Source organism: Anaerovibrio sp. RM50, from assembly GCF_000622005.1.
In the GTDB taxonomy this organism is placed as follows: domain Bacteria; phylum Bacillota; class Negativicutes; order Selenomonadales; family Selenomonadaceae; genus Anaerovibrio.
In genome coordinates, this window is the sequence record NZ_JHWV01000007.1 from 104,708 (window position 1) to 120,382 (window position 15,675).

Annotated in this window: 14 protein-coding genes; 2 read left to right on the plus strand and 12 right to left on the minus strand. The window is 47.5% G+C overall.

Annotated features, from left to right (window positions below):
• Position 1 precedes the first annotated feature (1 nt).
• The 3 genes from T525_RS0105790 to T525_RS0105800 are packed head-to-tail and all read right to left on the minus strand — an operon-like array spanning position 2 to position 3,150.
• On the minus strand, positions 2-931 hold the full coding sequence (locus tag T525_RS0105790; protein WP_027406434.1) for a transketolase family protein: 930 nt from the start codon (positions 929-931) through the stop codon (positions 2-4).
• Positions 928-1,746, minus strand: coding sequence for a transketolase (locus tag T525_RS0105795; protein WP_027406435.1), 819 nt, complete (start codon positions 1,744-1,746; stop codon positions 928-930). The genes T525_RS0105790 and T525_RS0105795 overlap by 4 nt, the downstream gene beginning before the upstream one ends.
• A 3-nt stretch (positions 1,747-1,749) precedes the next feature.
• Positions 1,750-3,150, minus strand: a complete 1,401-nt coding sequence (locus T525_RS0105800; protein ID WP_027406436.1) for an L-fucose/L-arabinose isomerase family protein — start codon at positions 3,148-3,150, stop codon at positions 1,750-1,752.
• A gap of 440 nt (positions 3,151-3,590) precedes the next feature.
• Here T525_RS0105800 and T525_RS0105805 point away from each other — a divergent pair, with 440 nt between their 5' ends.
• Complete coding sequence (locus T525_RS0105805; RefSeq protein WP_027406437.1) at positions 3,591-5,348, plus strand: NFACT family protein; 1,758 nt, start codon at positions 3,591-3,593, stop codon at positions 5,346-5,348.
• 100 nt (positions 5,349-5,448) lie between these two features.
• Here T525_RS0105805 and T525_RS0105810 read toward each other — a convergent pair whose 3' ends face one another.
• From T525_RS0105810 to dapB, 9 genes are all read right to left on the minus strand, one after another.
• Positions 5,449-7,119, minus strand: a complete 1,671-nt coding sequence (locus T525_RS0105810) for a DUF6056 family protein (RefSeq protein WP_027406438.1) — start codon at positions 7,117-7,119, stop codon at positions 5,449-5,451.
• 13 nt (positions 7,120-7,132) lie between these two features.
• Positions 7,133-8,110: a glycosyltransferase family 2 protein gene (locus tag T525_RS0105815; RefSeq protein WP_027406439.1), complete on the minus strand. Its 978-nt coding sequence runs from the start codon at positions 8,108-8,110 to the stop codon at positions 7,133-7,135.
• Positions 8,111-8,126: 16 nt separating this feature from the next.
• Complete coding sequence (locus T525_RS0105820; RefSeq protein WP_027406440.1) at positions 8,127-8,978, minus strand: ChbG/HpnK family deacetylase; 852 nt, start codon at positions 8,976-8,978, stop codon at positions 8,127-8,129.
• 164 nt (positions 8,979-9,142) lie between these two features.
• Positions 9,143-10,459, minus strand: a complete 1,317-nt coding sequence (locus tag T525_RS0105825; RefSeq protein ID WP_037325278.1) for a replication-associated recombination protein A — start codon at positions 10,457-10,459, stop codon at positions 9,143-9,145.
• Between the two features lie 21 nt (positions 10,460-10,480).
• The gene (gene dut / locus T525_RS0105830) at positions 10,481-10,939 is read right to left on the minus strand and encodes a dUTP diphosphatase (RefSeq protein WP_027406442.1); all 459 of its coding nucleotides are present in this window, start codon (positions 10,937-10,939) and stop codon (positions 10,481-10,483) included.
• Positions 10,940-10,950: 11 nt separating this feature from the next.
• Complete coding sequence (gene hfq, locus T525_RS0105835) at positions 10,951-11,208, minus strand: RNA chaperone Hfq (protein WP_027406443.1); 258 nt, start codon at positions 11,206-11,208, stop codon at positions 10,951-10,953.
• A 15-nt stretch (positions 11,209-11,223) separates the two neighbouring features.
• Entirely contained in the window at positions 11,224-12,153 is a 930-nt protein-coding gene (gene miaA, locus T525_RS0105840) for a tRNA (adenosine(37)-N6)-dimethylallyltransferase MiaA (protein WP_027406444.1), read from the minus strand.
• 520 nt (positions 12,154-12,673) lie between these two features.
• Positions 12,674-13,711: an aspartate-semialdehyde dehydrogenase gene (locus tag T525_RS0105850; protein ID WP_027406445.1), complete on the minus strand. Its 1,038-nt coding sequence runs from the start codon at positions 13,709-13,711 to the stop codon at positions 12,674-12,676.
• A 94-nt stretch (positions 13,712-13,805) separates the two neighbouring features.
• A complete protein-coding gene (gene dapB, locus T525_RS0105855; protein WP_027406446.1) occupies positions 13,806-14,597 on the minus strand; it encodes a 4-hydroxy-tetrahydrodipicolinate reductase in 792 nt (263 codons plus the stop codon).
• Positions 14,598-14,798: 201 nt separating this feature from the next.
• On the opposite strand from dapB, the gene T525_RS0105860 reads away from it, so the two are divergent.
• Positions 14,799-15,593 (plus strand): tRNA 2-thiocytidine biosynthesis TtcA family protein, encoded by a 795-nt coding sequence (locus T525_RS0105860; protein ID WP_027406447.1) that lies wholly within the window; start codon positions 14,799-14,801, stop codon positions 15,591-15,593.
• Positions 15,594-15,675 lie beyond the last annotated feature (82 nt).

Consider the following 15,675-nt stretch of genomic DNA (forward strand, 5'->3'; position numbering starts at 1 on the left):
ATCACAGCTGCTCCGTTACTGTCTTAACAATACCTTCAGCATCAAGACCATAATACTTGAAAATTTCTCTTGATTTGCCCGTTACCACAGGAGCATCCGGCAAGGTGAGATTTACCACCTTAACAGGAGCGTTGGCTGAGGTAATCTGAGCCACCATGGAGCCCATACCACCATACATGGTGTGCTCCTCCACAGTTACAATGAGCTTGGTTTCCTTGGCAGCCTTGATGATTGCATCCTTGTCAATTGGCTTTACGCAATACATATCAAGAACCCTTGTGGAAATGCCCTTGCCGCTGAGCTCCTCAGCCGCTGCCTTGGCATCTCCCACCAGCTCACCGCAGGCGATAATGGTAACGTCAGTGCCATCCTTTACCAGAGTAGCCTTGTCCAGCTCGAAAGGAACATTGCCTTCCTCGTACACATCCTCAACGGCATTACGGCCAATGCGGATATAGGCTGGCTTTTCATCCTTTAATACGCTTCTGATCAAAGCCTCTGTCTGAAAACGGTCACTTGGGAGATATACCCTCATATTAGGCATGGAGCCCATAGTTGCAATATCGGTTGCGGAATGATGGGTCATGCCCAAAGCTCCGTAGCTTACGCCACCGCTGATACCGATAAGCTTTACGTTGGTATTGGAATAAGCCACATCCACCTTGGCCTGTTCCATACTTCTGGTGGAAAGGAAGCTGGCCGGGGATACGGCAAATGGCTTCTTGCCGCAAGATGCCAGACCCGCGGAAATGCCCACCAGATTCTGCTCTGCAATACCTACCTCCACGAACTGCTCAGGACGCTGCTCGGCGTAGGATTTCATTCCCGCAGAACCTCTGGAATCACTGCACAGAACGATAATATCCTTGTCCTTTGCGGATTCCTCCAAAAGAACGTCATTGATGACCTGCTTATTAGCTATCTTGTTCATAACTGGGCCCTCCTTTCATCAAGCTCTTTAAGGGCCTGCTGATATTCAGCCTCAGTAGGAACCTTGTGATGCCATGCTGCCTTGTTTTCAATGAAGGAAACGCCACAGCCCTTGGTGGTATTTGCAATAATTACAGTTGGCTTGCCCTTGGTTTTTTTGGCCTCTTCCACTGCATCGTCAATTGCTTCCATATTGTTGCCCTGAATGGAAATAACATTCCAGCCAAATGCTGCCCAGCGCTCCTCCTGATCGTCTGCGGTCATAACCTCCTCGGTGGTGCCGGAGATCTGGAGTCTGTTGCGGTCCACAAAGGCAGTAAGATTATCCAGTCCGTAGTGGGCGCCTGCAGTAACGGCCTCCCAATTGGAGCCCTCTGCCATTTCGCCGTCACCCATAACAGCATATACGCGATAATCCTTCTTGTCCATTTTTCCCGCCAGGGCCATGCCCACAGCCACAGACAAACCGTGACCAAGGGAGCCGGTGTTCATTTCCACACCGTTAATCTTGTTGTTTGGATGGCCAATGTACTTTGACAGATACTTGGAATAAGTATCGAAGAGTTCCTTCTTGTCGAAGAATCCCCTGTCAGCCAGTACACAGTAGAGTGCCTCCACGGAATGACCCTTGCTCAGTACAAAACGGTCCCTGTTCGGGTCGTCCATTTTTTTAGGATCCACATTCATCTGCTTATAGTACAGGTCCACCAGAATGTCGGTAACACTGAGATCGCCGCCAATATGGCCACAGCCTGCGCTATAAATCAGCTCGATGATATCCTTGCGGATATCCAAAGCCTTTGCTTCAAGATTCATAGCTTACTCACCTCTCAAATACGCCTTTACCTCTTCCTCAATTGGGTCGTAAAGATCCGGCTTTACCCCAATATATTTACATGCCTCGTAAAGAACGGGCACTACATTCTTGTGAATACCTACGCAATGGTGGATATATGGTCCCTCAACCACCTTGGCCTCCAGGCGCTTGATGTTCTCAACCTCAATCCAGAGATAAGTACCCATGCAGCGCGGACCCTCAACGCCCTTGGCATTACCCAGGAGCATGGAGTATTCGCCGTTGTCGCCGTCAAAGCGGCACAGGGTAACATCACCGTGACGTGCCTCAGCAGTCAGGGAACCAGGATGGTCAAATGCTAACGGATATGTAAGCTGAGCTTTTTCCTTGGCAATGGAAATTGGCCATGGGCCACAATGCTGCAAAAGCTCGCCATTTTCAATATCAGGATGACGGATAGTCCAATCAGCGAAGAAGGAACGGGTCTCACCCATGCCTGCTGCCTCCACCAGAAGGGCGGTAATGGCACCGTGAATATCGGTTTCGCAAACTACAGGAATACCTTCATCATTTAAAAGTGCATTGGCTGCACATGGCATAATGCCCAGCTCAGACTGGAGAGCATTCCAGCACTGAATTGCTGCTGCATTACAGCCATATTTCTTTATAAGGTTGGACATGCCCACCTTGAGAGCTGCCACGTTCTCAAGCTCGTCGTCCTTAACCTTGATTTCCATCTTCTCGCGGCAGTAAGACACAACCTTCTGAACCTCGGTGCCCTCCTCCTTGGCTGCCTTTACGGCATCCATCAGCTCAGGCATCGGGATTGGGGAAAGCTGAATGTTGAACTTCTCCAACAGCTCACCCTCGTTGCACATGGTGGTCCAGAAATCGTAAGGACGCGGTGCAATCTGGAGAATACGGATACTTCTGAAGGTCTTTACTATATTACATACTGCCAAAAAGTCCTTGATACCGCGCTCAAAAACAGGATCACTGAGACGGCAGTTGGTCATATAAGTAAATGGCACCTGAAAACGACGGAGTACCTTGCCAGTTGCAAAAAGTCCGCACTGGGTATCGCGAAGTCTTACGCCGTTTGGCTCAGGACGCTCATCAAGAGGTCCCCAGAGAAGGACAGGAACGTTCATGTCCTTGGCGAGACGTGCGCACAAATACTCAGTACCGAAATTGCAATGCGGCAAAAACAGTCCGTCGATTTTTTCTTTCTTAAATTTCTCTACAATCTTTAAGCGATCGTTCTCATCGTAGAGCAGCCCCTCCTCGTTGATGTCATCAATATCAACGAATTCAACGCCCAATTCCTCAAGGCGCTGACGGGTTAATCCACGATACTTAACTGCATCCGGAGCACTGAAGATACTGCGTCTGGTAGGCGCGTAGCCTAACTTGATTTTTACCATGTCATTTCCCCCTATAAAATAACACACATAAAATATATAACTTAATAAGATAATACTAATTTTTAGTTTTCTCTTTGTGGGTATCTTCCTGACCCTCTACAATTTTCTCTTTTATTACACTCACATTATAACATCGGTCATATAAATTTTTCAATAAAATTTTAGTAAATTACACAGTATTTTTTATTGTTTACCCATATTTTGGGTATATATTGGGTAACTTTAGCCTGTATTTAGGATTAATTCCCGATTATGATGGGAATAGTTACATGTATCCACAAAATTATTTTAAAATATTTTTATAAAATTTTATATGATATTTTAGATAATATTATCCCAATTTGACCGAAATAACCTTAAATGTTATGCTTATTCTAGTTTTATTCACGGGGCTCAAACGCTCCCACTGAATAAATCCAATTGTTTGGAGGTACACTCTTATGAGTTTGGACGGTATTTCCATGCACCCCCTGGCCATTGAGCTTGACAGGGCCATTACAGGAGGCCGCATAGATAAAATAAATCAGCCAAATAAACAGTCTGTCATTCTTTCAGTAAGACAGCCCGGGAAAAATTATTTGGTTCACATTTCAATTAATCCCCAGAACCCGGCTGTTCACATTATTGAAAAGGCACCGGACAATCCCCCGGAGCCCCCTATGTTCTGCATGGTTCTCCGAAAGCACATTGAAACTGCACGCATAGCAAGGGTCTATCAGCACAGCCTTGACCGCATCATTATATTGGACATGGACGTGCTGGCCGCCGGTGGACAGATTGTTACAAAGTCCCTGGTGGTTGAGCTTATGGGCAAGTACAGCAATATTATTCTTGTGCAGGATGAAAACATCATCGATGTACTGAGAAGAGTCGGGGCCAACTCCAGCCGCATAAGAACCGTTCTGCCAGGTGACCCTTATGTTTTACCGCCGGTGCAGGATAAAATTGATCTCCTTGAATGTGACCTGGATAATGTTATTGGATCTATAAAATCAAAGGCGGAGCTGAAGCTCAGCAAGGCCATCCTCGATACATGTCTCGGCTTTGGTCCCGTTACCGCAAAGGAAGCCGCCTATCTGGCGGGTCTTCCCCACAATTCATTAGTAAGCGAATTGGATGAAAGTGATTTTGCCTCCCTTAAAAATGGTCTGGAGGAAATAAGAGAGGCCTTTAAGGAGCCCTGCGGGGAAGCCTGCCTTGTGGTTGATGCCAACCAAAAGCTGCTGGCCACCGCCTCCTTCCCACTCCACTACTATATTAATGACACTGTCGTAAAGTTCCCCACCATCAGCGAAATGCTGGCCAAGGCCTCTGCCATTGCCGGCAGCTTCCAGCTTCCTGACAGGGACCGCTTTAAAAAGCTTATAAAAAATGAGCTTAGCCGAGCCCAGCACAAGGTGGATAAGCTGAAGGAGGATATTGCCGCAGCAGACAATGCGGAGGAATACCGCATCAAGGCGGACAACCTTATGACCTATCAATATCAGTTAAAAGATCGTGAGGATGCCACTGTTACGGTTACGAACATTTACAGCGAAGCCGGAGAAAAGATTTCCATTGCCATGGACCAGCGCCTTTCCGTCAGCGAAAATGTTCAGGCCTATTACAAAAAATACGACAAGCTGAAGCGGGGCAAGGAGCTTCTGGAAAATCAGCTGACAAAATGTCTTGATGACATCAAGTATCTTGCCTCCATCGAAACCTCCCTGGAGGCCTCCACCTCCCTGGCGGAGATAAATGATATTAATACAGAGCTCATTACCAACAATATTTTAAGGGAGAACCTTAAGAAGCACGCCTCCGTGAAGCAGTCCCAGCCATTCAAGTTCACCGCCCCTGACGGAACCGTTATTCTTGTGGGGAAGAACAATTACCAGAATGACCGTCTTACCTTCAAGGTAAGCAACCCCGGGGATATCTGGCTTCACACCCAGGAGATTCCCGGTTCCCATGTTATTATCCGCTGTGATGGGGATGATCCTTCTGAGGATACACTGTTGCTTGCCTCATATCTGGCAGTGCATTTCTCCCAGGCAGCCAATTCCTCCAAGGTGCCCGTGGACTACACCCGCTGCCGCTTCGTAAAGAAGCCCGCCGGGGCAAAGCCGGGCTTTGTGATATTTACCAACCAAAACACGTTATATGTTACCCCTGAGGACGAGGTACTTAATCCAATACTTTTGCAGGCCAGGGAGTAAAAAAAAAGGACAGATGGTTCATCGCTGCATACTTGCAACAATGAATCCTCTGTCCTTTTAAAATGCTTTAAAAGCTTTATTTATTAATTATTGTTTTTCCTTATTTGTTTTCGTCATTTAAGACCTTAATATCTTTTATGCCGTAGTATCTGCACAGACCGTCCTTGGTTACACCGTTGTCAAAATCCACAAAGAACACGTGGCGCAGGGCCCTGTTTGTCATCTTTATAGGCTCCATATAGGCAACGGCTTCACCCCTGGCAGCAGTCTCCTCCACAATGGCAATACGTACATCATTCTCCTGCTGCATGGTGTACATCACCAGAGTAGCCGCCGATACAGTAAATAATCCTATACCAAAGGCACCGGCATACAAAATTTTTGATGTGTATTTTTCGTAATACTGGCGGATTACAGGCTCCCTGAATACAGCAATGGCCGCAATGATAATCATGGCAACTGAGCTGAAGGTGGCCCTTGCCGGGAAGGTAGGTGCCGCAATCATAACCATATTGTTAAGCAGCGCCAGTACCAGCATCCAGCCCGCATATCGTACAGACTCGTATGCTTCCCAAATTTCCCTGGCCTTAACATTTTCGGCAAGAAGCTTGATGTTTTCCTTGGAAAGGCCAAGTCTCTTTTTGGCCATGGCATATATAAAGAAAATAATGAACCAGTAAATGGCCATTTCCTCAAAGCCCCGGAAAATATTGTTTACCTTGTCCAACACATTAGGATCCGTTAGTCCCACGGGCACCATGACGCCAATATAAAGGGCATCCCTAATGGCCCAAGCCACAAAGCTGCCGTTAAAGTAGGAAACAACCAACAGCACAATGAGACCAAGGAGAATCCACTGGCCAACAGTTACCCTGGCATCAACGGGCTTCAGGGCTATGCCCTTCTTCTCCGCCAACACAATTTTAAAAATTCTCCAGGCAATAAGCAGGGCCAATATTATAGGGAGAATATAGAGAACCATTTCCCCGTTTCCAGCAAACTGATTGCCAATATGGGTGAAAATTCCCTTTCCGGAGCCCTGATCATCATAGCGGACATAATTGCCGGGAGCTCCCACCAGACCAATAAGTCCAAGTAAAGCACCAAAACAGCCGGCAGGCATCCAGCCAGAAAGGTTTTTCCTTTTGTGGAAATACCAGCTCATAACTGCAGTGACTCCAACCACAGTAACTGCCAGATTTTCCACGGACCAGCCTGCAATTATCCCAAGAAGAAGCATGGGAACAAGCATCCAGCCCTTAAGTACAGACTCCCCTTTTTTCAATGAGAGATTATATGGCAGTAAAAACAGGGCTACAGGCACTGCAGACCACAAATAAACGGTGGAGCCGCTTTTCCAGATAGCCACCTCCCCAAAATGAGGGAAGGACAGCCAGGCCAATAAACTGGCAATGGCCACCATAACAGGCTCTCCAAAAAGCTTGATATCACGGCGGGCATGGAAGTATATCAGCACCACCAAAGCCACAAACATCAGGGCATTGGCAATATCAAACCAGATTTTCCCCAACCACAGGAACAAATCCAGACAGAACACAGTAAACATTCTGCCCCCATGCAGCATGTAATGCACATAGCAGGAGCGAAGCACACCATCAAAATCTACGATGTGCTCGGCCATAGTATATATCATTGAATAATCATAATCATCGCGGTGAAGGGGCATTAATACATTCAGCATAAACATCAGCAGAAACAGTCCCGCCAATATCAATCCCGTCTGCCAGCCACTATTTTTCTCTTGGGACAAAACCTTACACTCCTTACTTTTTAGTCAATTCCGGTCTTTTCACCGGACTGTCGTATATAACCTTTATGCCATTATATTCATCTACCAGATAGGCGGGACGATGCTTGCTTTCCGTAAATACCCGGCCCAAATATTCCCCAATGATACCAAGGGATAGGAGCTGGACACCACCCAAAAACAGCACAACAGTTATCAATGTAGGGTAGCCCGCCACAGGATCCCCGTAGCACAGGGCATTAAACAGCACAAAGCACATATACCCCAGGGCCAGGACAGATACACCCATTCCCAGCATGGTGGTCATCCTTAGAGGTGCTGTGGTAAATGAGGTAATCCCCTCAATGGCCAGATTGCACAGGGACAAATAATTCCAAGTAGTTTTGCCGTAGGCACGGGGCTGAACCTTGAAAGGAATCTCCTTTTTATTATACCCCACCCAGGTATACATACCCTTGGTAAATCTCTGATTTTCCCGCATAAGACGAAGGGCAGCCACACAGCGCTTGTCCAAAAGACGAAAATCCCCCACATCCCGCTGCAGTTTTATTTTTGAAACGGAGTCCATACCCAAATAAAAGAAATTGGCTGCGGTACGCTTAAGCCAGGCTTCATCCTCACGGCCGGTGCGTTTGCCACACACATCATCATAGCCCTTGTGCCACCAGTCAATCATCTCCGGAATAAGCTGGGGCGGGTGCTGCAAATCAGCATCCATAATGATTACCGCATCACCATCTGCATAATCCAGTCCCGCCATCATGGCAGGCTCCTTGCCAAAATTTCTGGAAAGGCTTATATATGCTACATCCTCATGGGCAGACGCCAGCTCACGGATTTTAACCAAAGTATCGTCAGTACTGCCGTCATTTACAAAGAGATAGTTAAATTCACAATCCTTTACGCCCTTTAAGACATCAGTTACCACAGTATAAAATTGTTCCACGCCCTCCTGCTCGTTATAGCAGGGAACTATGATTGTTATCTTATCCATAGATTACTTTGTCTCCTTAATCATTCGGCCACAAGGAACGGAAATTTGTAATCTCCACCTTATTTTCTTCAATCAGCTTAATAATTTCAGGTGAAACCATGGCCCTGTATTCCGCCTCAAAATCATGGTCCCAACCAGTATCGGGAATTAGCTGCTTATTATCAATACCAGGGTGCATCATAACTTCGGTTGTGCCATTCTTAAGATTCTTAATCACAGCCAAAAGTTCATCCTCGGACACCGCCTCCCCCGCCACAATACCGGCAAAATAATCAGGAGAAGCAATATTTCTGCTTTTTGCCTTACTGCCAGAAATACGGGCCAGAGTTCCCAGGCCAAAGCGGCCGATAAGCTGTCCAATACCACCAAATTCACCGCTGAAAAGAGGCGCCTTGGGTATACGCACAGCCTTAATGCCCGCTTCCTTCACCAGATCAATAACCACATTAATTACCCCGGGCAGGGTGTGCATGTGCTGATGGCTGTCTGCGTGGGTCAGTTCAAGGCCTGTATTTTGCATTTTTTCCAGCTGGGCGCTGAGCTCAGCCCTAACCTCCTGCATATTCACATGGCCGGAAACCAGCTTCTTTACAAAGGCTGTATGGTCATCAACGAAGACTCCCTCCTCAGTTACAAGGGAAGGAATCTCATTTGGTGGCAATACGGGATATCCATTTACCAGTGTGAAATGGATTCCAACTCCCAGCTCCGGGTGCTTTCTGCCAATTTCCACTGCAGAATCGAAGGCCTTTGCTCCGGGCATTAGGGTGGCAGAACGTAAAATGCCCTTTTCCACAGCCTGCTCCACCGCTTTATTTATAAGCTCATGCCGACCGAAATCGTCAGCATTAACAATTAATCGCTTCAAAAATCTCAATCCAATCTAAAAAACTGTTTTTCACATCAATGTCTAACTAAAATATTATACATCACTTAGGCGTATTTTTCTATTTCAGAAAATAATTATCCGCTCCCAAAATCATAAAGAAAGGGACGGCCCCACAGCCGCCCCATATAATGTTGCCCCATCTTTTATTTGTACCGCTCCGGCCAGCAGGCCTTCAGATATTCGCTGATTCTTCCTTCCCTGCCGTTGGCAGTTGGATGGTAATATGTGGTGCCCTTAAGCTTGTTTGGCAGATACTGCTGCTTCACGAAATGATACGGAAAATCATGGGCATATTTATAATTTATACCGTGGCCCAGCTTGGCCGCCCCCTTGTAATGGGCATCCCTAAGATGCTCCGGCACCGGCCCGCAGTCACGGTGACGCACATCTGCCAAAGCCGCATCAATGGCCAGATAAGCCGCATTGCTCTTGGGCGCAGAGGCCACGTATGTCACAGCCTCAGCCAAAGGAATCCGTGCCTCCGGCATTCCCACGAACTGTACCGCCTGCACCGCCGCCATGGCCACAACCAGGGCAAAGGGGTCAGCATTTCCCACATCCTCGGCGGCACAAATGGCCACTCTGCGGGCAATAAAATTAAGATCCTCCCCCGCAGCCAGCATCCTTGCCAGATAGTGAATGGCCGCATCGGGGTCACTGCCCCGCATACTCTTTATAAAGGCGGACACAGTATCATAATGGTTGTCTCCCTTTTTGTCGTAGGTCTGAATCCGCTCCCCCAAAATAGTATGGAGAAGCTCAATATTAATTTCACTGCCGTCCTCAATCATGGCAGCGGCCTGCTCCAAAAGATTCAGGGCCATACGGCCGTCCCCTCCGGACAGCTGGGCAATGGCCTCCACAGACTCATCGGTAATGGTAAGATTGCGGGAGCCAAGCCCCCTTTCCTTATCTGAAATGGCCTGCTGCAGCATGCGCATAAGATCCTTGTCGGAAAGGGCAGAAAGCCGCACTATTCTCACCCGGCTCAAAAGGGCGTGATTTACCTCAAAAAATGGATTTTCCGTGGTGGCACCAATGAGAATAAGACGTCCATCCTCCACATAGGGAAGAAGCACGTCCTGCTGGCTCTTGTTAAAGCGATGAATCTCATCTATAAATACAATTGTGCGTTTCTGGTAGAAACGACGGGCCTCCGCCGCCTCATCCACGATTTTTCTGATATCGCCAATTCCCGCGGATACAGCATTCAGCTTCTTAAAATTACTGTTGGTAAGAGTGGCCACCATCTGGGCCAGGGTGGTCTTCCCCGTCCCCGGGGGGCCATAGAGAATCAGGGAAGGAAGCTGGTCCTTCTCAATCATTTTTCTAAGGTACTTTCCCTTGCCCACGGCCTCCTCCTGGCCAATAAACTCGTCAAAATTCCGTGGTCTCATGCGCTGGGCCAGTGGCTCATATTTTTTGCTGTCGCTTTTTTCCGCCGCCGCAAATAAATCCATGCCTAATTCCATACTGCTCACTTACTTTCCCGTTGAACCAAAGCCCCCGGTTCTTTCAGCACCCACGCCGGCATCATCCCCGTCCACTGTGAGATACTTATAGAAAATCCCTTGGGCCACTCTGGTTCCCTTGGCGATAAAAAATTCCTCATCCCCGTGATTAATCAGCGGCACCATAATATGCCCCTCATTTTCGGGATTGTTGTAATAATCGGCGTCAATAATCCCCTGGCTGTTTACGCAGGAGATGCAATTCTTTATGGAAATGCCCGAGCGCACGTGAATCCCCAGATACTCATCACTCTGCATATAAGCCTTGAGGCCCGTAGGCACCAGCACCACCTTATGGGGGGCCAGAGTCACGTCCTCGGCGGCCTCTATGTCATAGCCGGCACTGGAGGCGGTTTTCCTCTTTGGCAGATTTATTTCCTTATTTTCATAGGCACTAACAATCTGAAAGCACCGAATTTTCTCTGTCATATTTTAAAAGCTCAGTCCTTCTTTTCCGCGTCCTTATCCTTTTCCCCGGTAATATTATCCACAGGACGGCCCATTGTAATGGTGGAAATTGCATGCTTGTATACCATCTGCTGCTTGCCCAGGGAATCGATAATAACGGTAAAATTATCAAAGCCCTTAACAAAGCCCTTTATCTGAAAGCCGTTTACCAGATGGATGGAGACCTGAATATTTTCCTTCCGGACCTGATTTAAAATACTGTCCTGTAAATTAATTGCCTTTCCTGTCATAAAAACAACCCCCCATTATCCTTTAAAATATCTTGCTATATTCCAGGAAACATTATCAACAAGTCCCCGACCCCTGTAGAGTGACGGGTGATACCAATGCACATAAGGCATTTTTCTGTACCATGTAAGCTGCCGTTTGGCAAAGTGTCTGGTACCCTTTTTTATATCATCCGCAGCCTGCTCCAGGGTTCCTGTTCCCTGAACATAATTAACCATTTCCTTGTAGCCAATGCCACGCATGGACTGGCTTTCAGGAGATACGCCGCTGTCCAGCAAATGACGGACTTCATCAGCCAGCCCCTGCTGCAGCATTATATCAACTCTCCTGTTTATTCTATCATAAAGCTCTCCGCGGTGCCAAATCAGGCCCACCACATACACATCGTAAACCAGCTCGTTTTCCTTTTGGGTGGAAATCTGCTCTCCCCCCAGCTGATAAACCTCAAGGGCCCTCATAACCCGTCTGAAATTATTTACGTGAATTCTTTCAGCGGCCTCGGGATTTATTTCCCGCAGCATATCGTGAAGGTACTGCTTTCCCTTTTCCTCAGCCAGTTTTTCCAGCTTAAGCCTGTACTCATCGTCCCCGGCGGTGTCGTTGAACTGATAGCCCTCCAGCAGGGACTTTATGTAAAGGCCGGTGCCCCCCGCCAAAATTGGCACCCTTCCCCTATTGTTCAAATCAGTAATAATGGGCTTTACCCTGTCTATGAAATCCGCCACATTAAAGGAAGCCTCAGGAGGGAGAATATCAATCATGTGATGAACCACCCCGTCACGCTCCTTCATATCCGGCTTGGCGGCTCCAATATCAAAACCGCGATATACCAGCTGGGAATCACCGGAAATAATTTCTGTATTAAATTGCTTGGCCAACTCTATGGAAAGACCGGTCTTCCCTGAGGCAGTAGGCCCCAGCACCACAATCAATCTTTCTTTCTTCATACGCTACACACTCTCCAATGAGTATCAGCCATATATACCAGTTATAACACGGAGGAAAACATTTTCGGCTTCATCACTTCGTCCAAATCAGCATGTACATTAGTTAGTGCTTCTTCGAAGGCGACAAAGTCGCACATACATCGAGGCGAATAATAAATAAGTGCCCATGCTGAGCCTGCGGCACATGGACTCCGTTCTTGCAGGCGAAAACATTTCCCTCCGCTTTAATAAAATGCGGGTGGCATGGGATAAGGACATGAAGCATGCTGAGCTCAATATGCCGCATCAGCACTTAATCCATTAAAGCCGATTTGAAGTAGCGGACGGCCGCGAAGCCCGTCCATACTTATTTTAGCCGATAAACATATTGATGTGGCACTGCGAAGCAAATGAATGTCCTATCCCATGACAGGCCCCGTATAAAATTTTACGGGGGAAAATGTTTCCCTCCGCTTTTAAAACAAAATGGCTGCTGCTCATAATGATACACCACAAGCAACAGCCACGCAATTATACAATTTTATTTCTTGATCATATCATGCTCCATCATGTACTCCGCAATCTGGAGAGCATTCAGTGCAGCACCCTTGCGGATCTGGTCACCGCATACCCAGAAATTAAGGCCATGCTCAATGGAATAATCCTTGCGGATACGTCCCACCTCCACATCGTCCTTGCCGGAGGTCTCCAGAGGCATTGGATACTCCTGCTCATCTGGATTGTCCCGCAAAATAACACCAGGGAACTTGGCCAGAACCTCACGGGCCTTCTCCACGGATACCTCGTCCTCAAACTCCACGTTTACGGACTCGGCATGGCTGCGATATACAGGAACGCGGATAGTTGTTGCAGTAATGCGCATATCCTGATCGTTCATAATTTTCTTGGTCTCGTCGATCATCTTCATCTCTTCCTTGGTGTAGAGATTTTCCTTGAAGACATCGATCTGAGGAATGAGATTGAAGGCAATCTGATAATGCTTCTTAAGGGCTGCACCAGGAAGAATATTGGCAACAACCTCCTTGCCATCGTTAATATCCTTCACCTGCTGCTCCAGCTCAGCCATGGCTTCCTTGCCGCCGCCGGATACAGCCTGATAGGTGGAAACAACCACGCGCTTAATCTTGGAAACATCATAAAGAGGCTTTAAAGCCATTACCATAATAATAGTGGAGCAGTTAGGGTTGGCAATAATGCCCTTATGCCAGGAAATATCCTCTGGATTTACCTCCGGAACAATGAGAGGCACCTCAGGGTCCATACGGAAGGTGCTGGAATTATCAATAACCACAGCCCCAGCCTTGGCAGCAGCAGGACCAAGGGTCTTGCTGATGGAGCCGCCGGCAAAGAGGGCGATATCCACGTCGTTAAAGGAGTTCTCAGTGGCTTCCTCCACGGTGTACTCCTTGCCCATGAACTGAATTTTCTTCCCCGCAGAGCGCTTGGAAGCAAGCAGCTTAAGGTTGGCAAACGGGAACTTGCGCTCCTCAATGAGATTCAGAAACTCCTGACCAACAGCACCGGTAGCACCAAGAATAGCAACATTATACTTCTTCATGTTTTGTCTCCCCTTTAAATGTAATATTCCAATTGTAATATATCAATAAATAGTCAATAACCTATCAAAGCTCAATTCATAAACTCGTCAAGGCTTAGTCCATAAACTTGTCCAAGCCAATTATAAGGCCCTTGTGCCCCAGAATACTCTTGGCCGCAAGGCATACCCCCGGCATAAAGGACTCACGGTTAAGTGAATCGTGGCGAATGGTCAGTGTCTGGCCAAGACCGCCGAAAATAACCTCCTGATGGGCCACATAACCCGGCAGACGTACGCTGTGAATGTGCATACCATCCACATCTGCACCACGGGCACCAGCCACCTTTTCCTTCTCGTTTGGATTGCCCTGAACATGGGCCTTTCTCACCTCGGAAATAAGGGCCGCAGTCTGAAGTGCAGTACCGGATGGGGCATCCAGCTTCTTGTCGTGGTGAAGCTCTATAATCTCCACCTCCGGCATGTACTTGGCAGCCTGCTTGGCCATCTGCATCATCAAAACAGCGCCAATGGCAAAATTAGGGGCAATAAACACAGGGGTGTCATTGGCCTCAGCCAATTTACCCAGCTCCTGCTTCTGCTCATCAGAGAGGCCTGTGGTTCCAATTACAGGAGCCACCTTGTTCTTAAGTGCCACCTGGGCACTGCCAAATACCACATCGGGAATAGTAAAATCCACCATAACCTGTGGCTTTACACTATCTATTGTGGACTGTAAATCCCTGGTGAAGCTGACGCCGCATTTAGGAAGGCCAACAGTCTCCCCCGCGTCTCCCTCACCAACTATATCAACGGCACCTACCAGCTCCAGGTCCTTATCCTCAAGAACAGCCTTTACAACAGCCTGACCCATGCGGCCGTAAGCGCCATTTACCAATACCTTTATCAACGCAAACCCCTCCGTTAATTATGATTGTCCACTGCTGACGCATATAGACATCACATATTATTTTATATACAATAATACTGTTTGGCAAGAAGTTTTTGTATTTTTTCCATTCACAATATACATATGTCTACAAATACGCAATTCAAGTTACACTATTTTGTGCATTTTGTGACTTAACCATATGGAAAGGTGGAGCAAAATTTGAAAATTAATCTTCCCCAGCTGTATTTCAGCAAGCTAATGCGGGCCATTACAGAATTTGAGCTCATTGAAAACGGGGACAATATAATGATCGGCGTATCCGGGGGCAAGGACAGCATCTTTTTGGCCTACGCCATGGCCATGATGAAAATGCGACTAAAAAAGGACTTCAATTTAAAGGCCGTTACCATAAACCCCATGTTTTCTGATAACTTCGGCGAAGGAGTTGAGCGCATCAGAGCCTTTATGAAGGAGCTTGACATTCCCTTTGATACCATTGATGTTGACATTGCAGGAACCATTGAGGCCCAAAAGGGCAAGGACCCGTGTTACTCCTGTGCCTTCTTCAGAAGGGGTGCCGTAAATCGCTTTGCCAAGGAGCATGGTTGTAACAAGGTGGCCTACGCCCATCACCACGACGATGCGGTGGAAACCTTCTTCATGAGTCTGCTGTACTCCGGGCAGATTCATACCTTTACACCAAAAACATACCTGGATAAGATGGACGTTACCGTAATCCGCCCCCTGGTGTACTTCAGGGAGCAGGAAATCATCGATGCCATTCAGTACCACGGCTTCCAGCCAGTGGCCTCCCCCTGTCCTTATGACGGTCACACCATACGCCAGACAGTAAAGGAGCTTATAGCCTCCATGAGCAAGGACAACCCACAGCTATATCCTCATCTGGCCTCTGCCATGAGGGAAAACGCCGTAGGGGAGCTGTGGCCCGCCGCCAAAAACCGCAAGGAAATGCAAAAGGCCTACTACAGCTACATGTACGGGGCTGATAAATAGCCATAAAAGACTCCCGTTTAACGGGAGTTTTTTTATAAATATAAACAGGTGGCATGGGATAAAGACATGAAAATACCGGGAG

Bases quoted from the DNA above. Each gene is read 5' to 3' on its own strand.
- T525_RS0105790 (WP_027406434.1), bottom strand. From the start codon at position 931: ATGAACAAGATAGCTAATAAGCAGGTCATCAATGACGTTCTTTTGGAG.
- T525_RS0105795 (WP_027406435.1), bottom strand. From the start codon at position 1,746: ATGAATCTTGAAGCAAAGGCTTTGGATATCCGCAAGGATATCATCGAG.
- T525_RS0105800 (WP_027406436.1), bottom strand. From the start codon at position 3,150: ATGGTAAAAATCAAGTTAGGCTACGCGCCTACCAGACGCAGTATCTTC.
- T525_RS0105805 (WP_027406437.1), top strand. From the start codon at position 3,591: ATGAGTTTGGACGGTATTTCCATGCACCCCCTGGCCATTGAGCTTGAC.
- T525_RS0105815 (WP_027406439.1), bottom strand. From the start codon at position 8,110: ATGGATAAGATAACAATCATAGTTCCCTGCTATAACGAGCAGGAGGGC.
- T525_RS0105825 (WP_037325278.1), bottom strand. From the start codon at position 10,459: ATGGATTTATTTGCGGCGGCGGAAAAAAGCGACAGCAAAAAATATGAG.
- dut (WP_027406442.1), bottom strand. From the start codon at position 10,939: ATGACAGAGAAAATTCGGTGCTTTCAGATTGTTAGTGCCTATGAAAAT.
- hfq (WP_027406443.1), bottom strand. From the start codon at position 11,208: ATGACAGGAAAGGCAATTAATTTACAGGACAGTATTTTAAATCAGGTC.
- miaA (WP_027406444.1), bottom strand. From the start codon at position 12,153: ATGAAGAAAGAAAGATTGATTGTGGTGCTGGGGCCTACTGCCTCAGGG.
- T525_RS0105850 (WP_027406445.1), bottom strand. From the start codon at position 13,711: ATGAAGAAGTATAATGTTGCTATTCTTGGTGCTACCGGTGCTGTTGGT.